This window comes from Mycobacterium sp. pV006, assembly GCF_041287115.1.
In the GTDB taxonomy this organism is placed as follows: Bacteria; Actinomycetota; Actinomycetes; order Mycobacteriales; family Mycobacteriaceae; genus Mycobacterium.
The window spans coordinates 79,933-103,875 of the sequence record NZ_JBGGKT010000002.1 but is presented as its reverse complement, the minus strand read 5'-3'; the positions used below and the strand labels follow the sequence as shown (position 1 = coordinate 103,875).

Sequence of the window (23,943 nt, the reverse complement as noted above, 5' to 3'; positions counted from 1 at the left end):
GGGCTCGGTAGTCGAAATGCGCTGGAGGGCTGGGCCGCTGACCCTCTCGTGCGCCACCTGCGCCGCGGTGGCGATCGTCGTCGCGTTGGTGGCCGGACGGTGGGATCTGGTGGTGTTCGCGGCGCCGCTGCTGGGAGTGCTGGCCGCGGGTCGATGGCAGCGGGATCTTCCGGTGGTACGGGTCGGCGCCGTACCGACGGTGCAGCGCTGTTTCGAAGGTGACGACGTCGAGGTGGTGGTGACCGCCGCGGCCGACGACGCGAGCCCCGTCTCGGTGGCGGTGTCGACGCCTGCGCCCATGACGTGCGAGCAGACAGGACAGACGTGGTCGGTCTGCGCATCCCGGTGGGGCCGGTACCCGGTGCGGGTCGAGGTCGGCGTGCCCGCCCACGGTGGTCTGCTCGCCGGACGCGGCACCCTCGACGCCGCCGAGGTGTTCGTCTTCCCGGTCGCGCCGGCGCAGTCGACCCCCATACCGCGCAGTGAACTGCTCGACCGCCTCGGTACGCACCTGACCCGACACGTAGGGCCGGGGGTGGAGTACGCCGACATCCGGCCCTACGTGCCGGGCGACCAGCTGCGGACGGTGAACTGGCCGGTCAGTGCACGCCGCGGCGCGCTGCACATCACCGAGCGCCTCACCGACCGCGCCGCGGACGTGGTGGTGCTGTACGACGTGTATCCCCAACCACCCGGCCCGGCCACGGAGGCGACCGAACGTGCTGCCCGCGGCGCGGTCCAGGTGGTGCAGAGCGCGTTGCGTTACGGCGACCGCGCCGGGCTGGTGGCGCTGGGCGCGCGCCAGATCCGTTGGCTGGGAGCAGAGATCGGACAGCGGCAGTTCTACCGCATCCTCGACACCATGCTCGGCGCCGTCGACAGTTTCGAGACCGCGACGGGCACACTCGCACCGCGCCCGGCCGTCCCGACCGGAGCGATCGTGGTGGCGTTCTCGACCATGCTGGACACCGAGTTCGCGCTGGCCCTGATCGACCTGCGCAGGCGCGGCCACACGGTGATCGCGGTCGACATCCTGCAGGGCTGCCCGATCGCCGGGGTCACCGATCCGCTGGTTGAACGTATGTGGAACCTGCAGCGTGCGTTCATGTATCGCGACATGGCCACCGTCGGGGTCGACATCGTGGCCTGGCCGGACACGGTCGCGCTGGACCAGGCGATGGCGCTGATGCCCGAGCGACGGAGCGTTCGCCGATGAGGGCCGGGTACCCGGTGGCGTTCGGTCTGCTGATGGTGCCGGCAGCAGCCGCCGGAGCAACCCGCGCGGGCTGGGCCGTCGCGGCCCTGGCCGGCATCGCCGTGTTGCTCTCGATCCGTATCGCTGCGATGGCCTCCGCCGCGGTCCTGCTGTGCATCCTGACCGTCCTGCTCGGCCCGCCGGCACCGATGTCCACCGCGGTCGCCGGCCTGGCGGCAGCTGCCTATCTTTCACTGCGTCACAACAGGAATCGGGTCTCCGTGCCGATCATGGTCGGTGCGGTCGCGTTCACCGCGGTGGCGACGCTGGCCGTGGCCGTCCCGCCGGAACTGCCGTGGGTGCCGCTGCTGGCGCCGATCGGACTGCTGGTCGCGTACGTGGTGGCGCTGCGGCCGTTCGTGGCCGACTAGGAGAATCCGCCGGCGGTGACCGGCTTGCAGGCCATCCCGGTATGGATCTTCGACGGATCGAAGTTGCCGCCCCACGGATTCGAGCGGCTGATGCCCTGTGCCTGCCACCCGTCGGAGCCCACCCATTCGGGACCGGCCTCCTTGGCCACCTGCATGGGTGTACCGGAGTCGGACGTGTGGACGGTTTCGCCGCTCGCCGTCCCGACGTTGACCGCGCATGGTTGACTGCCTGCCACGCGGGCGGCCTGCTCGGAGTGCACCTGGCCGTCTGCGGACATCTTCCCGGGGGTGGGGTCGCTCGGATCGGCGTGAGCGGCCGGTCCCAGGCTGAGCGCGGCGCCCACCAGGGCGGCGACGGTGATCATGAACGGACGATTCGGCATGGGCGCGCTCCCTCTGTCACACCTGCGCGCACAGCGCATCGACCATCGCCGATGATGGACGAAGCACGAGGCACTCGGTGATCGACGGCTACGAATCCTGTTGTGTAGCCGTGCTTGACATCGAGGTTATGGACGGCGTCGGACTCCGTCCATGCGGACCAGCGGGTCAGCAGCAACCTTTCAGGCAGTGCGCAGGTTCGTCCGGCCGACCGAGGGTCGGAGGATCAGTTCCAGATGCGCACGCGACGTTGTGGTTCGAGGTAGAGCGCGTCGTCCTCGCCGACCTCGAACGCCTGGTAGAACGCGTCCATGTTGCGGATCACGCCGTTGCACCGGAACTCCGGCGGGGAGTGCGGGTCGACCGCCAGCCGCCGAATCGCTTCGGCGTCACGGGATTTGGTGCGCCACACCTGGGCCCACCCGAAGAACACCCGCTGCTCGCCGGTCAAGCCGTCGATCACCGGAGCCGGCTCGCCCTTCAACGACAGTCGGTAGGCCAGCAACGCGATGGACAGGCCACCGAGGTCGCCGATGTTCTCGCCGACGGTGAAGGCGCCGTTCACATGATGCGCCGGGTCGAGGCCGCGCGGGACGAACTGCTCGTACTGCTCGATCAGGGCCTTGGTGCGCTTGCCGAACTCGTCGCGGTCGGCGTCGGTCCACCAGTCGACCAGGTTCCCGTCCCCGTCGTACTTGGCGCCCTGGTCGTCGAAGCCGTGCCCGATCTCGTGGCCGATGACCGCACCGATACCGCCGTAGTTCGCGGCGTCGTCGGCATCGGCGTCGAAGAACGGCGGCTGCAGGATCGCCGCCGGGAAGACGATCTCGTTCATGCCCGGGTTGTAGTACGCGTTGACGGTCTGCGGCGTCATGAACCATTCGTCGCGGTCGACGGGGCCGCCGAGCTTGGCCAGGTCGCGGTCGTACTCGAGCGCGTAGCCGCGCCGGTAGTTGCCGTAGAGGTCGGCCCGGTCGATCACCAGTGTCGAATAGTCACGCCACTTCGCCGGGTAGCCGATCTTCGGGGTGAACTTGTCGAGCTTGGCCAACGCCCGCTCCCGCGTCTGCGGCGTCATCCAGTCCAACTCGTTGATGCTGACGCGGTAGGCCTCCCGCAGGTTGGCCACCAGCTCGTCCATGCGGGCCTTGGCGCGCGGCGGGAAGTGCCGCTCCACATACAGTCGGCCCAACGCGTCGCCCATCAGGGCCTCGACCACTGAGACGCCGCGCTTCCAGCGGGCCCGGATCTCCTCGGTGCCGGACAACCGGCGGCCGTAGAACTCGAAGTCCGCGGCCACCACGTCGTCGGTGAGCAGCGAGGCCCGGGCGCGGATCACGCGCCAGCGCAACCAGTTCTTCCAGTCCTCGAGCGGCTCGCTGCTCCAGAGCGACGCGAACGCGGTGAGGAAGTCGGGCTGGCGCACGACCACCTCGGCGGCCTGCTCGGTGGTGGCGCCCAACGCGGTGAACCAGCCGGTCCAGTCGAAACCGGGCGCTTCGGCGGTCAGGTCGGCCAGGCTGCGCAGGTTGTAGGTCAGATCAGCGTCGCGGCGCTTGACCACGTCCCAGTGCGCGGCGGCGATCTTGGTCTCGAGCGCGACGATCCTCTGCGCCGTGGCCGTGTGGTCACCGCCGTAGACCAGCGCGAACATCGTCGCGATGTGGTCGGGGTACGCCGAGAGGATCTCGGTGTGCTGCGGTTCGCGGTAGTACGACTCGTCGGGCAGACCGAGACCGGACTGGGTCAGGTGCAGCAGGTAGCGCGTCGAGTTCTTCGAGTCGGTGTCGACGTAGAGACCGGCGCCGCCGCCGACCCCGGTGCGCTGCAGCGCGGCCAGCACCGTGGTCAACGCGTCCACGGAATCGGCGGCATCGATGCCGGCCAGCTCGTCGAGCAGCGGCGCGAGGCCCCGCTCGCGGATGGTCTGCTCGTCCATGAAGCTCGCGTACAGGTCCCCGATGCGGGTCGCGTCGCTGGAGCCCCCGGACTCGGCGGCCTCGGTGATGATCTCGCGGATCTGTTCTTCGGCCCGGTCGTAGAGGGTGCGGAACGCCCCATCGGTGGCGCGGTCGGCCGGCATCTCGTACTCGGCCAGCCAGCGCCCGTTGACGTGACCGAACAGGTCGTCCTGTGGGCGGGTGGACGGATCGACGTGGCTCAGGTCGAGTCCGGACTTCAGCGTCGAGGGGGGAGCGGCTTCCAATGTCACTCCACCAGCCTGCCAGATGACCGGAAATGCCCCGGGTACTCTCACGCGCATGCCCGACGACGAGCAGGAGGTCCCCACCTCGGGGATGTTCTCCGGTTACGGGATCGGCTCGGCCGTGCTGGCCGTGGTGGCGGTCGTGGCCGTCGTGCTGGCCGGTCTGATCTGGGTGGGGCACCGCAACGAGAACGCCGAACTCGAGCACCGCACCCGCGTGCTGCAGACCGCCGCCGAATGGACCGGCGTGCTGATCAACATGAACAAGGACACCATCGACGGCGACCTCGCCAAGTTGCACGAGGGCACCGTCGGGCAGCTCAACGTGGACTTCGAGGCGTCGGTCGAACCGTTCCGCCGCCTGGTCCAGACGCTGCAGGCCCGCACCACCGGACAGGTCAACTCGGTGTCGCTGGAGGAGATCCACCACCAGCCCGAGGGCACCACACCGGGCCAGGACGACGACGACCTCACCGGCTTCGCCGCCCGCACCGACACCGTGCTGGTGGTGGCGACCTCGCTGAGCGAGAACGCCGGCACCGAACAACCGCAGACGGTGCGCTGGACGCTGCGGCTCGACGTCTCCGAGGTCGACGGCGACCTGCGGATCTCGCGCCTGGAGCCGATCCGATGAGGAACACGTTGCGGGTGTTGGCCTTCGACGTGCTGGCCCCGGCGGCCGCCGTGCTGGGGCTGGTCTACATCGGCGTCGCGCTGACCTGGCCCAAGTGGTGGGTCGCGGCCTTCGCAGTGCTCTGCGTGCTGCTCGTCGAAGGTGTCGCGCTCAACTTCTGGCTGGCCCGCCGCGACAGGGTGACGATGGGCACCGACGACGAAGGGCCCGAGCTGCGACTGATCGTCGTCGCCGTCGCCACCACCGCACTGGTCGCCGCCGTGGCGGTCGGATACACGCAGTGGACCGTGCCCGACCGCGCCCTCAACAGCGACAGCAGTGAGGTCGCCGGAATCGCCAGCAGCGTCGCCGAGGCGTCGGCGACATTCACCCCGCAGAACCCGACCGCGTCCATCGACCGGGCCGCGGGGCTGATGTCACCGGAGAGCGCCGAGCGGTTCCGCGCCGAGTTCGCCGGCGTGGCCGAGGACCTGGCCGGCCGCAACATCTCCGCGCAGGCCCGCACGGTGTCGGCGGGAGTGGAGGCGATCGGTCCGGCCGCGGCGAGCGTGGCGGTGGTGCTGCGCAGCACGCAGAACGCGCCCGGCAGGGAACCCGACACCGCGGTGCTGGCGCTGCGCGTGACGCTGACCAAGACCGCCGACCGTTGGGAGGTCGTCGACGTCAGCCCGCTGCACTCGCGGTAGGGATCAGTCGCGCTGCTGGCGCATCTTCGCGAAGCGCTCCGACAGGCGCCCCATGCGGATCATCAGCGAGGCCGGCGGGCTCACGGTGCCCTGCAGGTACGCGGAGAAGTCGTGGTGCGCCACCCCGATGCGGGAGGCGAACTCGTGTTCGCCCAGACCGGAACGCTCCAACAGCAGGTGCACGTGCCGCCCCACCTCGGCGCGTTCGTTGGCCTCGAGGTGTTCCCGGCTGCGCGTGAGTACCTCGGCCATCGCGCGCGAGACCCCGTAGGGCTGCGACGTCTCGAGGACCTCCTCGACCTGCCGGGCGGTGCGGCCGAACGGGTCGCGTTTGATCGCGACGACGATGCGCTGCCACACCGCGAGGTCGTCCTGCTCCAGGGCGGCACGGATGGCGGCGGTGGGCCAGAACTCGACGGGCCGGTCGGTGGGCACATGCTGTTCGGGCACATCGTGTCCGGATGCGCCACGACCGCGCGCAGAGCCGTTGTCCGGGCCTGCGGCCCGGATGTCCCCCGTCACGTCAGGGGCCACCGTCACCTCGCTTCCTCCAACATCGCCACCGCCACCGACAGGCACCGCTGCCTGACCTTGGCCCAAGCCGCCTCGGCGTCTGGCCCCGACAGGTCCGGTCCGTCGGCGGGGTCGGGGTCGGCCAGGCGACGCACCAGTTGGGTTGCCACCCAGTGCTCGCGTGCCGATTGACCACAGTAGTACCGGTCGATGTTCGCGAGCACTTCCGCCGCGGTCCGCACGTCCATCGATTCGACGAGGTCGGCGAACTCCCGGAAGTCGCGGGCAGTGTTGCGCTGCATCATCAGGTAACCCTTCAGCCGCAACGTCTCCGCGCCCGTCGGGATCTGCAGACGGTCACCCGTCGGCAACAGCACGTTCGTGGTCTCCAGCGGCGCCCGGCGCGTCAGCAGGCCCTCACCGGCGGCGGCCACGCCCACCGCGTCGAGTGCGACGTCGAGGCGGCCGCGCCACATCGTCACCGGATGTTTGGGCAGTTTCACCGCGACGGTCTTGCCGTGGGCCCGGTTGCCGACCGTCCCGGTCACGCGGACCTCCCCGTGGGACACCCGCGGCGGGGCCAGTTTCGTCGTCTGCCGGTAGCCGGCGAAGGCCAGTGGATCGGCCACCGTGATCGCTTGCGGTGCAAGAGTTTTCAGCTTCGCCGCGGACTTGACCACGGTGCGCAGGTCCGCACCGGACGGCGCCAGCGCGGAGATGTCGTCGGGAATGATGATCAGGTCACCGATGTCGGCCTTGGGCAGCGGCTTCTCGAAGTCCACCGATGGCAGGATGCGGTCCAGCCAGCGCGGCAGCCACCAGTTCCACTCGTCGAACATCGCCATCAACGCGGGTACCAGCACCAGGCGCACCACCGTCGCGTCCACGGCGATCGCGACCGCCGAGGCCACCCCCAGCTGAGCCACCAGCGGCATCCCGGCGAACGCGAAACCGATGAACACCGCGATCATGATCAGCGCGGCGCTGGTGATGGTGCGCGCGCTGGTCGACACGCCGTAGGCGACCGCGTCGCGGGTGTTGCCGGTCTGCAGGAACCGCTCCCGGATCCGGGTGAGCAGGAAGATCTCGTAATCCATCGACAGGCCGAAGGTCAACGCCAGCACCAGCGGCGGGATCGTGCTGTCCAGCGACGGGATCGGCTCGAACCCCAGCCCCGACAACCAGCCCCACTGGAAGACGACCACGAGGCTGCCGTAGGCCGCGCCCACCGACAGCACGGTCATCAGCACACCCTTGATCGCCAGCAGCACCGAACGGATCGAGATCAGCAGCATCACGAACGCGATCAGCGCGACGAACAGGAACACCAGCGGCTGGGTGGAGGAGACCCGGTCGTCGAAATCCTTGATCAGTGCCGTCGGCCCACCCACGTCGATCTGCGCGCGGTCCCCGGCCACCGGCGGCAGCTCGGCGCGCAACCAGTCGACGGTCTCGCGGGCCCCCATGTCCTCGGGGTCGACCGAGAGCACCGCCGACAGCAGCGCGATGCGGTAGTCGGTCCCGAACACCGGCGGCGACACCGTCACCGTGTTGGGCGCCTGCGCCATGCGCTGCCGGATCTCGGCCAGCAGCGGCTCCTTGGCCGGCGCCGACGCCGCGTTGCCGTCGGGGAACGTGACCAGGACCCGCACCGGCCCCAGCGCACCGGGTCCCAGCGCGACGGCGGCGGCGTTCACCCCGCCCCGCACCTCGTGGGTGGGTTCGAACTGCCGTTGCATGCTGTTGCCCAACGTCATCGAGAACGCCGGGGCGGCCATCGCGAGCAGCAGCGTCGCCGCGGTCAGCGCCGACACCCACGGCCGGCGCATCACCCAACCGGTCCAGGCGGTCCAGAAGCGGGACTGGGTGGCCTCCGCGCGACGGCCCCACTGCAGGTACGACGACCGGCGGGCGGCGCGGTGACCGAACGTCGCCAGCACCGCCGGTGTCAGCGTCGTCGACGTCAACACGGCCACCGCCACGGCCAGGATCGCGCCGGTAGCCATCGACTGCAGCACCGGGGTGTTGATCAGGTACAGGCCGGTCACCGACGCGATCACCGTCAGACCCGACAGCACCACGGCCAGCCCGGAGGTGGCCATCGCCGCGTCCGCGGCGTCCTGGGGTTCCCGGCCCGCGCGCAGTTCCTCGCGGTAGCGCATCAGGATGAACAACGAGTAGTCGATCGCCACGGCGATGCCGAACATCGACACCGTCGACGTGACGAACACCGACATCGTCGTGTGCATCGACAGCACGAAGACCATGCCCATCGTCACGGCCACCGTGCAGATACCCAGCAGCAGCGGCATCGCCGCAGCGGCCAGCGACCCGAACACCGCCAGCAGGATCAGCAGGACGATAGGGAAGTTCCACTTCTCGGCCTGCGCGATGTCCTGCTTGGTCGCCTCGGTCGCCGCGGCGCCCAGCGCGCCCTGCCCGATGACGTAGAGCCGGACCTTGCCGTCCGCGGTCTCACCCGCCTCCTCGCCGTCGATGCCGATCTTCTCGCGCAACTGTTTGGCGACGTCGACGGCACCGGTGTTCTCGAAGTCCAACTGCAAGGTGATGACGTAGGGCCGGTCCGGTCGCGGCGGCGGCTGCCCCACACCGGCCCCCGGCGGCGCGCCCGTCGGATCGTCGAGCACCGTCACACTCGGCACCTCCGAGGCGATCCGCTCGAGCTCGGCAACCGCCTTGTTCATGTCCTCGAACGACGCATCCGGCCGCGGAGCGGCCACCAGCGCGAGTGGAGACGCCCCCTGATCCGGGAACTGGGCCTCCAGCTGGTGCTGCACATACAGCGACTGGGATCCGGCGACCTCGAACCCGCCGCCGGTGAGGTGCCCGGACTCGTTCATCGCCAGATAGGCAGACGGAACCAGCAGCATCAACCAGACCGCGAACACCGCCCAGCGGAATCTGCGCAGGGTGCGGCTGACCCGCATCATGAACTGCTGGATGGAAGTCCCCGCTTTCTGGCCCGGCGATTCGTAGCGAAAGGTTACACCCGGCTGGGGTAGGGTGTCGGGCCACGAGCGGCCCACCGATCGCGACTCCCATGCTCGCCGATGGCAGTATCGCCACAGGTTCGCTGTGCACACCCGTTGGCGAACTGTTAGGAGTTCGTCATGCAACTGCGCTCCCGCGTACTCGTGCCGGCCACGGCTGCAGCCGCCCTCGCGGTGTCGATGTCGGTGCCGGCCGGCGCCGCACCGGACCCGTGTGCGGCCAGCTCGGTGGCCAAGACCGTGGGCATGGTCGCCGTGCACACCAGCAACTACCTCGAAGCCAACCCCGAGACCGACCGGGCGCTGACGGCCATCGCCAAACAGGGCAGCGGTCCGCAGTCGATCGCGGCGCTACAGACCTACTTCGGCGCCAACCCCGTGGCCGCCGACGACCTACGACGTCTGCAGCAGCCCCTGGTGTCGCTGTCCGCGCGGTGCGGCCTGCCGATCAACATGCCCGAGCTGCTCGGATTGGTGCAGGCCGCGCAGAACCCGGCGCCGACACCGGTTTCGCCACATGCCGAGAAAGTCGACGGCCATTCTGCTTAGCTTCCCTACGATGGACTCGACCGGCGCCCGTAGGGGCGGCCGGCTGCCATCTCCGTCGAAGAAGGAGCGTTGATGAAGTTTCCGGCCTCTACCGCGCGTCGGCTCGCCGTGAGCGCCCTGGGCGCGGGTGCATGTGCGGGCGCCATGCTTTTCGGTGCTCTGCCCGCGGCCTCCGCCCAGCCCGTCCCGCCGAACTGCACGGCAGCCGACTTCTCCGGCGTCGCCGCCGGCGTTTCCGCGGCCTCGTCTGCCTACCTGCACACCCATCCCGAGGTCAACGCGTTCTTCACCGACCTGCACGGCCTGCCGCGGGACGAGGTCCACGACAAGGTGGTCGAGTACATGAACACCCACCACCAGGTGCGGGATGAGCTGACCGCCATCCGCCAGCCGCTGACCGACCTCAAGAACCGCTGCGGCTTCACCCCCGAGACCCTCGACACCCCGTCGGACTACGACTCGTAACACGGACAGGGTGGACACCCCGCCCGCCCGCGGAGCAGAGCCGTCGGCCACCGAGGGTGGCGGACGCACGGTGTTGATGGTCGACGACGATCCGGACGTCCGGACCTCGGTGGCGCGCGGACTGCGGCATTCGGGGTTCGACGTCCGGGTCGCGGCCAGCGGTAAGGAAGCGCTGCGCCTTCTGGCCGGCGAAGCACACGACGCGCTGGTGCTCGACGTGCAGATGCCCGAACTCGACGGCGTCGCCGTAGTGACCGCGCTGCGCGCGTTGGGCAACGACATCCCGATCTGTGTGCTGTCGGCGCGCGACACCGTCAACGACCGGATCGCCGGGCTGGAGGCCGGCGCCGACGACTACCTGACCAAACCGTTCGACCTGGGCGAGTTGGTCGCCCGACTGAACGCGCTGCTGCGCCGGGCCCACCATTCCGACCCGCCGGCAGACACCATCGCCGTCGGGTCGCTGACCATCGACACCGCACGCCGCCTGGTGTTCGTCGCGGGGGAACGGGTCGAGCTGACCAAACGCGAGTTCGACCTGCTGGCCGTCCTCGCCGACAACGCCGGGGTGGTGTTGAGCCGGCAGCGGCTACTCGAGATGGTGTGGGGCTACGACTTCGACGTCGACACCAACGTCGCCGACGTCTTCGTGTCGTACCTGCGCCGCAAACTCGAACGCGACGGCCACCCGCGCGTGATCCACACCGTGCGCGGCATCGGGTACGTGCTGCGCGACGAACCGTGACGTTCCTGCGCCGGCTGCGTTCGGCGTCGCTGCGGACCCGCGTCGCGGTCGCCGCGGCCGCCGCCGCCGCCGCGGTGGTCGCGGCGTTCACCGCCCTGACGTCGGTGGTCCTGGCGAACAACGATGCGGCACAACTGGATCGACGACTCGACGCGATCGTCGACGCGAGCATGTATCCCGATCAACTCTCCGACCCGCGCCGCGGCGTCCTGCAGACCGGCCGATCGAGCACCACCGGCGAGGTGGCGTTCCAGTTGGGACCGCTGCTGCCCCCGTTGCCGCCCGGCCGCGAGACCGTCACCGTCGACGGCATCGAGTACCGGGTACGCACCATCGAGGTCGAAGACGACGGGGAAGGGCTGGTCTCGATCGGCATCCGCGCCGACAGCATCCTGCTCAACCCGGCGCGCGTCCCCATCTACGTCGGGGTCGGGGTGGCGACGGTGCTGTTCGCGGCACTGCTGGGGTGGGTGCTCGCCGGACCCGCGATCCGGCCGCTGCGCCGTCTGACCGACTACACCCGCCGCCTCGGCACCAGATCCGAACCCGTCCCGGCGGTGCAGGGGGTGCGGGAGGCCGAGGAACTGTCCGAGGCGATGAGTGGGATGCTCGACCGCCTGGCCGCCGCGCAACGCGCGACCACGAACTCGTTGCGCGCCGCCCAGGACTTCGCCGCCAACGCCGCCCACGAACTGCGCACCCCGCTGACCGCGATGCGGGCCGACCTGGACACGCTGCGCATCCACGACCTGCCCGACGACGAACGCGCCGAGGTGGTCGCCGATCTGGACAGGGCGCAACGCCGGGTCGAAGCGATCATCACCGCGTTGGGCCAACTGGCGTCCGGGCAGCTCGCCCAGCTCGAGGACCGCGAGATCGTCGACGTCACCGACCTCCTCGACCGGGTGGCGCGGGAGAACATGCGCGGCCGCGACGTCGTCATCGACATCGACGTCCCCGACGATCTGGGCACCCTGCTCGGGTGGCCCGACGGGCTGCGGCTGGCCGTCGACAACCTGGTGCGCAACGCGATCACCCACGGCGCGGCCGGGCGGATCGTCCTGGCCGCCCGACGGCACGGCGACACCCTGACCATCGTCGTCGACGACGACGGGCGCGGGCTACCGGCGGCCGAACACCGCACGGTGCTCGGCCGGTTCGCCCGTGGCAGCAACGCCGCACCGAGCGGATCGGGTCTGGGCCTGGCGTTGGTGGCTCAGCAGGCGGCGCTGCACGGCGGCACCATCGAGCTGTCCGACGGACCGCTCGGCGGCCTGCGGGCCACGCTCACCGTCGCGACGACGCCTGCGCGACAACCCGATTGAGCAGACGCCAACCGATCAGCAATGCCGCGGTGGTCAGCGAGGCGACGATGATGAAGGCCGTCGCGGTGCCCGCCGAGGTGGCCTTGCGCAGCAACATGCCGACCACGACCGTGCACACCCACACCACCACCCCGGTGGGCGCCGGTGACGTCGGTCGTCGCCATCCGCGGGCGAGCAGCCAGCCGACCGTCGTGCCGGCGAGGAACGGCCACGAGGTCTCGGCGATACCGGAGAGCGTCAATCCCTCTGCGTGACTGCGGCGTCCGAGCGTGGCGAACGCCACCACGCAGACGACGTCGGCGACGAAGGCACCCGCGACGGTGCGGCGGTTGATCGGCTCGGCCATAGGTACCCGATCGTAGTGCGCGCGAACGTGCACTCACGGCGACGGCGCGCGTCGACCGTGCACACCGGGCGGTGAATCGGCGAAATGTCCGCCGTCAGCGCACGTTGGGCGGGTGCGGCGCCTCCGGGTCCGGGCTGAACAACAACGGAACCGCCACGGGCGCACTCACGGCGCCGGAATCGGGGTCGATCTCGCTCTCGGTGCGGAACATCGCGAAGAACATCACCCAGCCGAGCGCCGAGATGAAGATCCAGCTCACCAGGCGGTAGACCAGCATCGCCGAGATCGCCGCCGCCAGCGTCATCCCGCTGGAGACCAGGCCCGGCACCAGTACCGCCTCGACGACCAGCAGCCCGCCCGGCATCAACGGGATCGAGCCCACCGCGCGGGCCGCGGCGTAGGCCACCGTCACCCCGGCCAGCGACGGGTGACCGCCGACCGCATAACAGGCGAACAGCAGGCAGGCGACGTCGGCGACCCAGTTGAACATCGACCAACCGAAGGCCTCACCGAGATCGCGGCGGCCCAGCTGGACGGACTTCAGCTGCGCCAGGATCTCCCGCCACTTCGTCAACCCGGTGTCGATCGCCTTGCCGCGCAACGAGTTCACGGTCGTCAGCACCCGCACCCCGATGCCGTCGATGAGCTCCGGGCGGCCGGCCACCGCCTGCGCCAGCAGGATCAACGCGAGAAAGCCGCCGAGCGAGAACAGCAGCGACAGCGGGTTCTGGCCGGCGCCGAGCAGGAACGCACCACCGAGACCCAGCAGCGCCAGACCGATGACCTGCAGCACGCCGGACATCACCAGCTGCCAGGACGCCACCAGCGGCGAGGCACCCCAGAGACGCTGCTGGCGGTAGATGAAGGTGGCCGACAGAACCGGTCCGCCCGGCAGCGTGGTCGACAGCGCATTCCCGGCGTAGAACGCGGCCTCCGAACGCCATTGGCGCACCGGCACCCCCGCCGACCGCAGCAGGGTGCGCTGGATCTGCGCGAAACTGTGCATCGAGGCCATCGCCGCGACGACCGCCGCGAGCACCCACCACAGGTCCGCGGTGGCCAGGCTGCGCCAGGCCTTGGCCAGCTGGTCGTGCACCAGCACCACCTCGACGGTCAGCACGACCACCGCGAGCGCGATCAGAGCGCGGCGCATCCACCAATACCTGCCTCGGGCAGGCGGTTCGGCGGCCAGGGCGTCGTGCGACACGCCCTACAGACTAAGACGGCCGGCACCGGTTTCCGCAGATCGGAATCAGGATCTGGCCGGGCCGTTACGCTACCGGAATGTCTGTCGCCGCCGGCCCGCGTGCCGCCGAGGATTCGGTCAGCCCGCTGGTGCGGAAGACGGCCGCATGGTCGTGGCGGCTGCTGGTCATCTTCGCCGCCGTCGTCGCGTTCTTCTGGCTGATCCTGCGCCTGGAGGTGCTGACCGTCCCGGTCGCGCTGGCCACCATCGTCGCGGCGCTGCTGATGCCGGTGGTGGATTTTCTCGACCGGCGCGGGGCACCCCGCAGTGGCGCGGTCGCGCTGGTGTTGCTGACCGGATTCGCGGTGTTCGGCGGGCTGCTGACGTTCGTGGTGAACCAGTTCATCAAGGGTGTCCCCGATCTGTTCAGCCAGGTCACCACCAGCATCGACGGACTGGTGGGCTGGCTGACCGACGGACCGCTGGACGTCAGCCCCCAGCAGATCAGCCAGGCCCGCGACGCGGCCATCGAAGCGCTGGGCAACAACCAGGAACGGCTCACCACCGGTGCGCTGTCCACGGCGGGCACGGTCACCGAGATCGTCACCGGCGCCCTGCTGATGCTGTTCACCCTGATCTTCCTGCTGCACGGCGGGCGCAACATCTTCGCCTACGTGACCCGGATCTTCCCGACACATGTGCGGGACCGGGTGCGCGACGCCGGGCGGGCCGGCTTCCACTCCCTGATCGGGTATGTGCGAGCGACGTTCCTGGTGGCGCTCGTCGACGCGGTCGGGATCGGCGTCGGGCTGGCGATCATGGGGATACCGCTGGCTCTGCCGTTGGCGTCGCTGGTGTTCCTCGGCGCGTTCGTCCCCCTGGTCGGCGCGGTGGTCACCGGGTTCCTGGCGGTCATCGTCGCATTGATCGCGAAGGGCTGGATCTACGCGCTGATCACCCTGGGCCTGATCATCGCGGTGCAGCAGCTCGAGGGCCACGTGCTGCAGCCGCTGGTGATGGGGCGGGCCACCTCGATCCATCCGCTGGCGATCGTGTTGGTCATCGCCGGCGGCGCGGTGCTCGCGGGCATCGTCGGCGCGCTGCTGGCCGTTCCGGCACTGGCGTTCATCAACAGCGTGATGCGGGTGTTACTGGCCGACGACCCCGACGAGGAGAAAGCCGCGCTGGAGGCCGACGACGGGCCGGTGGTCGCCGCCGAACCCGACGTCGTGCCCGACTGACCGTCCGGCTCTAGAGCCGGCCCTCCCGACGCAGCAGTTCCTGCGCACTCAGCCCGTTGCTCCCGCGATCCTCGGCGCGGGTGTTGAGCTTCTCGGTCGCCGCGTCGGCGTCGCTCGCGCGTGCGGTCGGGATCGCGCGGGTCTCCGCGTCGTCGTCGGACGCCGAACCGGGTCGCGCCGCGGGCATCGCGGTCGTCGGCTCGTTGTCGCCCGGATCGGGGATGGCGCGGGTCGGCTCAGCCGACGGCTGCGGTGCGGGAGCGGGCCGGGCCGACGGACCCGCGGAACCGCCGCCGCGCAGATCCCCGAGCCACGACTCGATCTCGCGCTGATCGCGCGCCGGGGGTGCCGGCGGTGTGGCCGGGGACTCGGCCTCCGTGGGCTTCTTCTGCACCCGCTGGGTCATGTTGCTGACCGCGTTGCGCACGGTGTTGATCGCCGACGTGGTGGCCGCCGACAACCGGGTGGTCTGCGATTCCTCTTCGCCCGGGCCGCCGGGACGCACCGGTTCACGCGGAATCCGGGTGGTACCCACCGCCGACGGGTCACCGGCGCGCGGCAGACGCGCGGTCGGCCCGGCCGGCGGGGCCGGCATCGGATGGCCGGGGTCGTGGGGCGGCCGGGGCCGCATGACCGGTGGCCCGCCGGCGCCGACCAGCGCCTCGGCCGGCGCGGTCTCGCGAACCATCGGACGCTTGCGTTCGTCGGGCAACTCGGTCTCGCCGAGGCCCATCTTCTCCTGGATGCGCTTCATCCAGCGTGGTGCCCACCAGCAGTCGTCGCCGAGCAGCTTCATGATCGCCGGCACCAGGAACATCCGGATGATCGTCGCGTCCAGCAGCAGCGCGATCAGCAGACCGAACGCCAGGTACTTCATCATCACCAGGTCGGAGAACACGAACGCCCCGGCCACCACGGCCAGCACCAGCGCCGCACCGGTGATCAGGCGACCCGTGGTGGCGGTACCGATGCGGATGGCCTCCGCGGTCGACATGCCGCGTTCGCGCGCCTCGACCATGCGGGAGACCAGGAACACCTCGTAGTCGGTGGACAGACCCCAGATCACGGCGATGATCAGGCCGATCATCGGCGCCATCAGCGGCTGCGGCGTGTAGTTCATGATCCCGGACCCGTGACCGTCGACGAACATCCAGGTCAGGATGCCCATCGTCGAGCCGAGCGTCAGCGCGCTCATCAACGCCGCCTTGATGGGCAGCACGATCGACCCGAAGGCCAGGAACATCAGGATCGTCGTGGTGATGATCAGCACCACCACCATCAACGGGAGTTTGTCGAACAGGCTGTGGATGCTGTCCTGCTCCAACGCCGGGGTACCGCCGACGGAGATCTCGACACCGCGCGGCGGCTGGATCGAGCGCAGCTCCTCGATCTTCTGCGCCGCGTCGTTACGGCTCTCCAGACCGTTCTGGATCACCCGGACCGACGGATCCTTCGAGCCGCCCTCCTGGACGGAGCGCTCCTGCCACATCTCGGTCGGGTCGTCGTCGGGGACGATGAACCCGCTGAAGGTCATGGCCTTCGCGCGGATCTCGGCGAGTTGCTGGTCGGTGACCGGCTCCCCGTCCGGCCGCTCCACCACGAGCGTCAACGGCTCGGTGCGGAACGTCGGGAACGTGCGGTCGAAGTCCTCCTGCGCGAGGCGGACGCCGTTGTCCGGTGGCAGGTACTTCTCGCTGATGCCGCCGAGGGACAGCGACCCCAGCGGAAGGACCAGCAGGATCATCGCGATCAGGATCGGTGTGGCGAACGCGATCGGCCGCTTCATCACGACGTTGACGAGCTTGCCCCAGAACCCCTTCTCGACCTCGGCGCGGGTCTTGGTCTTCTGGGTCTTCTCGGCCAGCCACTCCAGGTAGACCCGCATCGGCTTCCAGTTGCGGAAGGCCGGGACCCGCAGCAGGGTGCGCACCCCGAGCGCGTCGACGTTGCGGCCGAGGATTGCGAACGTCGCCGGCAGCACGGTGACCGACAGGATCGCCGCGAGCATGACCGACGCGATGATCGCGTAGGTGATCGACTTCAGGAAGCCCTGCGGGAACAGCAGCAGCGGCACCGACGAAGCGACCAGGATCACCGCGGAGAACATGACCGTGCGCCCGGACGTCATCACCGTCCGGCGCACCGCGGCCTCGGTGTCGTAGCCTTCGGCGATCTCCTCCCGGAATCGGCTCACCATGAACAGGCCGTAGTCGATCGCGATACCCAGACCCATCAGCGTCACCACGGGTTGGGCGAAGAAGTGCACCGGGATGAACTCGGCGGCGATCCGCATGATGCCCAGCGCGCCGGCGATGGTCAGACCGCCGATGATCGCGGGCAGCGCCGCGGCGATCACGCCGCCGAACACGAAGAACAACACCACCGCGACCAGCGGGATCGCGGCCACCTCGGCGCGACGCTGGTCCTCCCCGATGGTGCCGGTCAGCTCGCTGGCCAGCGGCTGCAGCCCGGCCAACTGGATGCGACCGTCGTTGACCTCCTGCAAGGCGGGTTCGACGGCCTGATAGTTCTTCAGGATGTCGTCGTCGTTGTCGCCCTTGAGCGGGATGCTGATGAAGGTCTTCGAACCGTCCGACGTCTTCATCTGCTGGACGGTCTCCGACGCCGCGTCCGGCGCACGCAACCAGCCCACCCAGCTCACGATCTGATCCGGATGGTCCTCGACGACGGCGTTGAGCTCGTCAGTGACGCTCTTCATCCACTCCGGGTCGTCGACCTTCTGGCCGTCGGGCGGCGTGAGAATGGCCACCACATGGCTGGTCCGGTCGCGACCGTAGACCTCGTCGGAGATGACGGAGGCATGCACCGACTGGCTGCCCTCGTCGTAGAAACCGCTCTGCGTGACGTGCTGTCCCAAGCTGATGCCGTAGACGCCGCCGCCCAGGCACAGTGCGACCATGACACCGATGACTATGTATCGGTACTGGTACACCGTTCGACCCCACCAGGCGAACACGTATTAGCTCCTAACCATCTTCGACACTTCGTGCCATCGGCCCGCGCATGTCGGGAAACCCAGGCTCCACATTTTCAAACGCGCGAGGCCAGTAGCGAGGACAGCGGCCGGAACGGCTGCAGCCAAGCTCCCTGCTCAGGGAGGGAATCCAGACCGATCCGCGGCAGCGGTTCCCGGAAGACACCGTCGATGTCCTCCAGATCGACGAACTCCAAGGTATCCGACGCTAGCGCCCAACTGGCATGTTCACGAAATCCGAGAACTGCGACGTCGACGCCGTCGCGGGCGATCTCCTCCAGCGGTGTCTTGAAGGCCTGACCGTCCGCCGAGGCCACGAGTAACCCGGCCAGCCCTTCGCTGTATCGCAGGGCGATGTGCTCGAGCATGTCGGAGTCCACATCGCTGTCCTCGTCGATCTTCGGCTTCGCGAACACCGCGAAGCCGACGTTGCGCAGCGCCTCGACCCACGGCCGGACGACGTCGGCGCTGCCCGGCGCGATGTTGGTGAACACGCACGCCTCGGGTTCCAGCGAAACCGTCTGACCGTGCTCGGCGCATTGCGCCGCCAGGTCGGCGGTCCGGGCCAGCAGCCAGCGGCCCAGCGCGTCGAACCGGGGCCGATGCGCCGCGGTCGGACGGCCACCGAGGATCGAGCCCAACCCCATGTCCAGGTTGGGGGCGTCCCAGACCAGCAGGACCCGCAGTGTCGGCGGGGCCGGGTCGCCGGGCATCTCGTCGATCTCGGTCAGGTCGCCGCCGCGCTCGGTTTCCTGCGCGAGGTTCTCGGTGACGCTCATGTTCTCTCCCAGAGCAGCTCGGCCACGACGGGTCCGGCCAGAGCCTTGCGCTCGTACTTCGTCACCGGGCGGGCCACCGAGATCGGCAGCCCCGCGGTGTCCGTGCTGATCCTCCGCAGCCGCGGTTCGTTGTCGCCGACCTCGGCGATGTGCTCGGCATATCCGGCGTGATCGGTGGCCGTGTGCAGCAACCCACCCGGCTTGAGCCGGTCGGCGATCAGGCCCACCACCTCGGGCTGCAGGAGCCGCCGCTTGTGGTGACGCGCCTTGGGCCACGGGTCCGGGAAGAAGACGCGCACCCCGGTCAGCGATGCCGTCGGAAACATGTGGGTGAGCACGTCGACACCGTCGCCGCGGATCAACCGGATGTTGGTGACGGGGTCGGGCGTCGTCGAGGTGCGGTCGATCGCGGCCAGCAGCTGCGCCAGACCGCGGCGGTACACCTCGACTGCCACCACGTCGATGTCGGGCTCGGCCTGCGCCATCGCCAGCGTCGAGGTCCCGGTGCCGCAGCCGATCTCCAACACCACGGGGGCGTGCCGGCCGAACCAGGCGTCGGTGTCGAGCAGGCCCGCCGGACGGTCCCCGTCGCGGGCCTGGGCGCCGAGGCTGGGCCACAACCGGTCCCAGATGGCCTGCTGGTTGTCGGAGATAGTGGACCGGCGGGCGCGGAAGCTGGTGACGCGACGATGGAAGTGCGGGGAGGACTCCGGCGGCGCCGGTGCGTCGGCGACCTCGGAACCCGGCACGTGCATCCGTCCATCGTCGCTCATCGGCACCTCACTCCCGCCATCGTGTTACAGATTGATACCCAACAGTTGCCAATCGCGCCCTGACCACCGCATCCGGCGGCAGAAAGTGTCAGAAGCGCCCTCGACCCGGTGTCAGAATCTCTGTCAGGACGGCATCGGCCGGCAGGGGGCGCTCAATTTTCTTCGAGGTCTTGGCGGATTACGCCGCGAACACCCAGGATGCCCGGGTCGCGGCGGTCCACCGGCGCTTCGACGTGCCCGCCAGGGTAGCGGTGCACGGACGGGTCGGGGTGGGCCGCAGGACGGTCGCGGCGGCCCTGACCGCCGCCGGGCTGTCGGTGATCGACAGCGAGCAGGCCGACGTCACCGTGGTGGTCGTCGCCGAGGCCGGGAAACCGGAGGACGCCGCGATGGTGCGGCGCGGCGTTCCGACGGTGGTGGTGCTCAACAAGGCTGACGTGGCCGGGGTCGGCACGGGCGGGCCGCTGGCGGTCGCGGCGCGCCGTGCCGCCGATCTGGCCGCGACCTGGGAGTGCGTCGTGGTGCCGATGTCGGCGCTGCTGGCGACGGCGACGCTGGACGAGTCGCTCGTCGCGGCGCTGCAGGTGCTGGTCACCCATCCCGCGGACATGACCTCGGTGGACGCGTTCGTCGCCGCGGACCATCCGCTGGCCGCCGACGTCCGCGCCCGGTTGTTGGCGACCCTGGACCGGTTCGGCGTCGCGCACGCGGTGCTCGCCGTCGCCGACGGGGTCGCACCCGCGGCGGTGACCACCCGGTTGCGTGAGCTCAGCGGCGTTGCGGCGGTCGCCGAGGCGGTCTGCGCGGCGGCCGCGCCGGCACGCTACCGCGCCGTCCGCGCTGCGGTGCGCGCGTTGCGTCTGCTCGCGATCGCCCAGCGCGACGCGGAGCTGACGGCATTCCTGCGCAGCGACAGCGCGGTCCTGGCCGTGATGGCCGCGGCCGTCGACGTCGTCGAAGCCGCCGGTGCCACGGTGGATCGGGGCGACGACGCCGCGACCCATCTGCGCCGGGCCGTGCACTGGCAGCGTTACGCCTGCGGGCCCGTCGATCGGTTACACGCCGCGTGCGGCGCCGATATCAGCCGGGGTTCGCTGCGTCTGCTGGCGAGGACGCCGTGACCGGCTTCGACACCGAACCGTCCGGCGTGCAGCGGCGCGACGTGGTGCTGGTCGCAGGCCCGCCGTCGGCCGGCAGCTCCGCGGTGGTGGCCCGGTTGCGGGAACGGCTGCCCGCTCACCGGTTCGTCTCCGCGGTCGCCGCCGGCGAGGCGCCGCTGCTGGTGGTCTTCGTCGTCTCGGCCGTTGCGCCAATCACCCCGTCGGACTGTGCGCTGGCCGAACAGCTCAGCCGATGCACCGCCGCACGGATCGGCGTCGTCGCGAAGATCGACGACCACCGGCCCTGGCGCGCCGTCCTCGACGCCGCCCGGGCCGCACTCGGCACGTTCACCTGGGTCGGCGCGGCAGCGGCGCCCCGCCTCGGGCCGGCCCAGGTCGACGACCTCGTCGACACCGTCGCGGCCGCCCTCGCCGACCCGGCACTGGCGTCGGCGAATCGGTGGCAGGCCTGGCAGGGCGAGCTCAGCGCCGCGCTGGCCCGCGAACAGCAGCGGATCGCCGAGGCGCGCGAACGCACCGAGGCGCTGCGGCGGCAGCGGGAGGAGTCGGTGGATGCGCAGCGACGCAGCCGCGCCGCCCACGCCGTCGCGCGCCGCGAACGGGTCGCGCGCGTCCGGCTCGACCTGACCGCCGCCACCCGACATCGCTGCGCCGCGCTGCACACCGAGCTGACCGCGCACGCGTCGCAGGCCGACCGTCGTGCACTGGACGAGCTGGCCCGCCGGGTCCCGGTGGCCTGCGCCGCCGCGTTCGCCGAGCTCCGGGCCGGTGCCGGACCGGACGCGCGGGACGTCGAGCTCGACCTCCCCGCCCGGCCCGTCCCGCCGCGGCGACTGGAGACGCAGTTGATGACGGTGCTCGGCGCGGGTTTCGGTCTGGGGGTCGCCTGGGCGCTGACCCGGCTGCTGACCGGCGTCGCCCCGCAGGCCACGGTCGCGGCGGTGCTGACCGGCCTGCTCGCCGGAGCGGCGGTCACCGTCTGGGTGGTGCGTGCCCGCGCGCTGCTGCAGGACCGCGCCGAGATGCAGCGGTGGATCGGCCAGGCGACGCAGTCGCTGCGCACCGCCGCGGACATAGAGGTGGCCGAGCAGGTGCTGGCGCTCGAGGCGGCGCTGGCCACCGAACCGGCCACCGAGCAGTTCGGGCTCGCCGACCTCGAGTCCGAACTGCGACATCAGCGACGTGAGTGCGCACGCATCGAGGGCGACAGTGCCCGCATCCGGGCGTCCCTGCAGCGCCGGCTGGACATGCTGGCCGAGCTGCGAACCGGTTACCCGTCGGTAGCAATACCTGCAGGCGGCGATCTGAATCGGTCCTGAGATTGATTGGACACAGTCCTGATTTACCGCGGCCGTGTCCGCCACGTTAACCTCGTAGTCAGGGGACAGTCGCGGCTGCCGACGATGTCGGGTTTTTCCGGATTTTCATCTCGGGTACCAGCGTTCTGTCAGACGCCTCGCAGGGAAAGTGCAGGGAGACGAGAAGCATGACCGCAGCGACCATTCCGGGTTTGGATTCCGCACCCACGAAACACGAGGGCCTGCTGGCCTGGGTTCGGGAGGTGGCTGAACTGACCCAGCCCGAACGTGTGGTGTTCACCGACGGCTCCGAGGAGGAGTGCGCGCGGCTGACCCAGCAGCTCGTCGACGCCGGCACCTTCCAGAAGCTCAACGAGGAGAAGCAGCCGAACTCCTACCTGGCGCTGTCGGACCCGTCCGACGTGGCGCGTGTCGAGTCGCGCACCTACATCTGCACCGAGCGCGAGATCGACGCCGGACCCACCAACAACTGGATGGATCCCGCCGAGATGCGCTCGATCATGACCGAGCTGTACCGCGGTTGTATGCGCGGCCGCACCATGTACGTGGTGCCGTTCTGCATGGGTCCGCTCGAGGCCGAGGATCCCAAGCTGGGCGTCGAGATCACCGACTCGGAGTACGTCGTCATCTCCATGCGCACCATGACCCGCATGGGCAAGGCCGCGCTGGACAAGATGGGCACCGACGGTTTCTTCGTCAAGGCGCTGCACTCGATCGGCGCGCCGCTGGAGCCCGGCCAGCAGGACGTGCCGTGGCCCTGCAACGACACCAAGTACATCACCCACTTCCCCGAGACCCGCGAGATCTGGAGCTACGGATCCGGGTACGGCGGCAACGCGCTGCTGGGCAAGAAGTGCTACTCGCTGCGCATCGCCTCGGCGATGGCCCACGACGAGGGCTGGCTCGCCGAGCACATGCTGATCCTCAAGCTGATCTCGCCGGAGAACAAGGCGTACTACATCGCCGCGGCGTTCCCGTCGGCGTGCGGCAAGACCAACCTGGCGATGCTGCAGCCCACCATCCCCGGCTGGCGCGCCGAGACCGTCGGTGACGACATCGCGTGGATGCGCTTCGGCAAGGACGGCCGCCTGTACGCGACCAACCCCGAGTTCGGGTTCTTCGGCGTCGCGCCGGGCACCAACTGGGACTCCAACCCGAACGCGATGAAGACCATCGCCAAGGGCAACACCGTGTTCACCAACGTCGCCAAGACCGACGACGGGGACGTGTGGTGGGAGGGCCTGGAAGGCGACCCCGAGCACCTGATCGACTGGAAGGGCCGCGACTGGACGCGCGAGTCCGAGGAGAAGGCCGCGCACCCGAACTCGCGGTACTGCACCCCGATCTCGCAGTGCCCGACGCTGGCGCCGGAGTGGGACGACCCGCAGGGTGTACCGATCTCGGCGATCCTGTTCGGCGCCCGCCGCAAGACGACGGTCCCGCTGGTCACCCAGGCCAACGACTGGCAGCACGGCGTGTTCATCGGCGCCACCATGGGCTCCGAGCAGACCGCAGCCGCCGAGGGCAAGGTCGGGACCGTGCGCCGCGACCCGATGGCGATGCTGCCGTTCCTCGGCTACAACGTCGGCGACTACTTCCAGCACTGGATCGACATCGGCAAGAACGCCGACGACTCGAAGATGCCGAAGATCTTCTTCGTCAACTGGTTCCGTCGCGGCGACGACGGCCGCTTCCTGTGGCCCGGCTTCGGTGAGAACAGCCGCGTGCTCAAGTGGGTCATCGAGCGCATCGAGGGCAAGGCCAACGGCAACACCACGCCGATCGGCACCGTCCCCGGTGCCGCGGATCTCGACCTCGAGGGCCTCGACGTGGACCCGGCGGACGTGGACGCCGCGCTGGCGGTCAATCCCGACGAGTGGCGCGAGGAGATCCCGCAGATCGAGGAGTGGTTCGAGTTCGTCGGCGAGAAGCTGCCGACCGGGATCAAGGACGAGTTCGACGCTCTGAAGACCCGCCTCGAGAACAGCTAGCCTTCTCGCGCCGAGCAGTCCGCCAAATCCCCCTTTTCCACGCGGAAAAGG

At 69.9% G+C, this 23,943-nt stretch carries 21 protein-coding genes; 12 read left to right on the top strand and 9 right to left on the bottom strand.

The features are described 5' to 3' along the window. The first annotated feature begins 16 nt into the window (after positions 1–16). Complete coding sequence (locus tag ACAG25_RS03705) at positions 17–1,216, top strand: DUF58 domain-containing protein (RefSeq protein ID WP_370486954.1); 1,200 nt, start codon at positions 17–19, stop codon at positions 1,214–1,216. Further along, positions 1,213–1,626 (top strand): hypothetical protein, encoded by a 414-nt coding sequence (locus ACAG25_RS03700; RefSeq protein WP_370486953.1) that lies wholly within the window; start codon positions 1,213–1,215, stop codon positions 1,624–1,626. The genes ACAG25_RS03705 and ACAG25_RS03700 overlap by 4 nt, the downstream gene beginning before the upstream one ends. Here ACAG25_RS03700 and ACAG25_RS03695 read toward each other — a convergent pair. Both ACAG25_RS03695 and ACAG25_RS03690 read right to left on the bottom strand, forming a co-directional pair. Then, positions 1,623–2,009 carry a hypothetical protein gene (locus ACAG25_RS03695; protein ID WP_370486952.1) on the bottom strand — a complete coding sequence of 129 codons (387 nt, stop codon included), beginning with the start codon at positions 2,007–2,009 and terminating at the stop codon, positions 1,623–1,625. The genes ACAG25_RS03700 and ACAG25_RS03695 overlap by 4 nt on opposite strands. A 224-nt stretch (positions 2,010–2,233) precedes the next feature. Continuing rightward, on the bottom strand, positions 2,234–4,219 hold the full coding sequence (locus tag ACAG25_RS03690; RefSeq protein ID WP_370486951.1) for a M13 family metallopeptidase: 1,986 nt from the start codon (positions 4,217–4,219) through the stop codon (positions 2,234–2,236). Between the two features lie 49 nt (positions 4,220–4,268). Between ACAG25_RS03690 and ACAG25_RS03685 the strand changes: the two genes are divergently transcribed. After that, entirely contained in the window at positions 4,269–4,847 is a 579-nt protein-coding gene (locus ACAG25_RS03685; protein ID WP_370486950.1) for a hypothetical protein, read from the top strand. Then, entirely contained in the window at positions 4,844–5,533 is a 690-nt protein-coding gene (locus ACAG25_RS03680; RefSeq protein ID WP_370486949.1) for a hypothetical protein, read from the top strand. The genes ACAG25_RS03685 and ACAG25_RS03680 overlap by 4 nt, the downstream gene beginning before the upstream one ends. A gap of 3 nt (positions 5,534–5,536) precedes the next feature. Here ACAG25_RS03680 and ACAG25_RS03675 read toward each other — a convergent pair whose 3' ends face one another. Then, entirely contained in the window at positions 5,537–6,073 is a 537-nt protein-coding gene (locus tag ACAG25_RS03675) for an XRE family transcriptional regulator (protein WP_370486948.1), read from the bottom strand. Further along, positions 6,070–8,997: an MMPL family transporter gene (locus ACAG25_RS03670; protein ID WP_370486947.1), complete on the bottom strand. Its 2,928-nt coding sequence runs from the start codon at positions 8,995–8,997 to the stop codon at positions 6,070–6,072. The genes ACAG25_RS03675 and ACAG25_RS03670 overlap by 4 nt, the downstream gene beginning before the upstream one ends. Positions 8,998–9,177: 180 nt before the next feature. On the opposite strand from ACAG25_RS03670, the gene ACAG25_RS03665 reads away from it, so the two are divergent. The 4 genes from ACAG25_RS03665 (at position 9,178) to ACAG25_RS03650 (ending at position 12,141) form a co-directional block, all read left to right on the top strand. Beyond that, positions 9,178–9,606 (top strand): hemophore, encoded by a 429-nt coding sequence (locus tag ACAG25_RS03665; protein WP_370486946.1) that lies wholly within the window; start codon positions 9,178–9,180, stop codon positions 9,604–9,606. 72 nt (positions 9,607–9,678) lie between these two features. Continuing rightward, positions 9,679–10,071 carry a hemophore-related protein gene (locus ACAG25_RS03660; RefSeq protein WP_370486945.1) on the top strand — a complete coding sequence of 131 codons (393 nt, stop codon included), beginning with the start codon at positions 9,679–9,681 and terminating at the stop codon, positions 10,069–10,071. A gap of 76 nt (positions 10,072–10,147) precedes the next feature. Continuing rightward, positions 10,148–10,816 carry a response regulator transcription factor gene (locus ACAG25_RS03655; protein ID WP_370487383.1) on the top strand — a complete coding sequence of 223 codons (669 nt, stop codon included), beginning with the start codon at positions 10,148–10,150 and terminating at the stop codon, positions 10,814–10,816. Then, positions 10,813–12,141 (top strand): sensor histidine kinase, encoded by a 1,329-nt coding sequence (locus tag ACAG25_RS03650; protein ID WP_370486944.1) that lies wholly within the window; start codon positions 10,813–10,815, stop codon positions 12,139–12,141. Before ACAG25_RS03655 ends, ACAG25_RS03650 begins: the two co-directional genes overlap by 4 nt. Here ACAG25_RS03650 and ACAG25_RS03645 read toward each other — a convergent pair. Continuing rightward, a complete protein-coding gene (locus tag ACAG25_RS03645) occupies positions 12,104–12,487 on the bottom strand; it encodes a DUF3054 domain-containing protein (protein ID WP_370486943.1) in 384 nt (127 codons plus the stop codon). The genes ACAG25_RS03650 and ACAG25_RS03645 overlap by 38 nt on opposite strands. A gap of 94 nt (positions 12,488–12,581) precedes the next feature. After that, positions 12,582–13,694: a YbhN family protein gene (locus ACAG25_RS03640; RefSeq protein ID WP_370486942.1), complete on the bottom strand. Its 1,113-nt coding sequence runs from the start codon at positions 13,692–13,694 to the stop codon at positions 12,582–12,584. Positions 13,695–13,771: 77 nt separating this feature from the next. On the opposite strand from ACAG25_RS03640, the gene ACAG25_RS03635 reads away from it, so the two are divergent. Continuing rightward, the gene (locus tag ACAG25_RS03635; protein WP_370486941.1) at positions 13,772–14,914 is read left to right on the top strand and encodes an AI-2E family transporter; all 1,143 of its coding nucleotides are present in this window, start codon (positions 13,772–13,774) and stop codon (positions 14,912–14,914) included. A gap of 10 nt (positions 14,915–14,924) precedes the next feature. Here the strand turns inward: ACAG25_RS03635 and ACAG25_RS03630 are convergent, their stop codons facing one another. The 3 genes from ACAG25_RS03630 to trmB form a co-directional block, all read right to left on the bottom strand. Further along, on the bottom strand, positions 14,925–17,891 hold the full coding sequence (locus ACAG25_RS03630) for an MMPL family transporter (RefSeq protein WP_370486940.1): 2,967 nt from the start codon (positions 17,889–17,891) through the stop codon (positions 14,925–14,927). Between the two features lie 74 nt (positions 17,892–17,965). Next, entirely contained in the window at positions 17,966–18,688 is a 723-nt protein-coding gene (locus ACAG25_RS03625) for an NYN domain-containing protein (protein ID WP_370486939.1), read from the bottom strand. Next, complete coding sequence (gene trmB / locus ACAG25_RS03620; protein WP_370486938.1) at positions 18,685–19,461, bottom strand: tRNA (guanosine(46)-N7)-methyltransferase TrmB; 777 nt, start codon at positions 19,459–19,461, stop codon at positions 18,685–18,687. Before trmB ends, ACAG25_RS03625 begins: the two co-directional genes overlap by 4 nt. A 170-nt stretch (positions 19,462–19,631) precedes the next feature. On the opposite strand from trmB, the gene ACAG25_RS03615 reads away from it, so the two are divergent. The 3 genes from ACAG25_RS03615 to ACAG25_RS03605 all read left to right on the top strand — a co-directional run bounded on the left by ACAG25_RS03615 (position 19,632) and on the right by ACAG25_RS03605 (position 23,892). Next, entirely contained in the window at positions 19,632–20,582 is a 951-nt protein-coding gene (locus tag ACAG25_RS03615) for a hypothetical protein (RefSeq protein ID WP_370486937.1), read from the top strand. Further along, a complete protein-coding gene (locus ACAG25_RS03610; RefSeq protein WP_370486936.1) occupies positions 20,579–21,901 on the top strand; it encodes a hypothetical protein in 1,323 nt (440 codons plus the stop codon). Before ACAG25_RS03615 ends, ACAG25_RS03610 begins: the two co-directional genes overlap by 4 nt. A gap of 167 nt (positions 21,902–22,068) precedes the next feature. Next, entirely contained in the window at positions 22,069–23,892 is a 1,824-nt protein-coding gene (locus ACAG25_RS03605; RefSeq protein ID WP_370486935.1) for a phosphoenolpyruvate carboxykinase (GTP), read from the top strand. Positions 23,893–23,943: the final 51 nt, after the last annotated feature.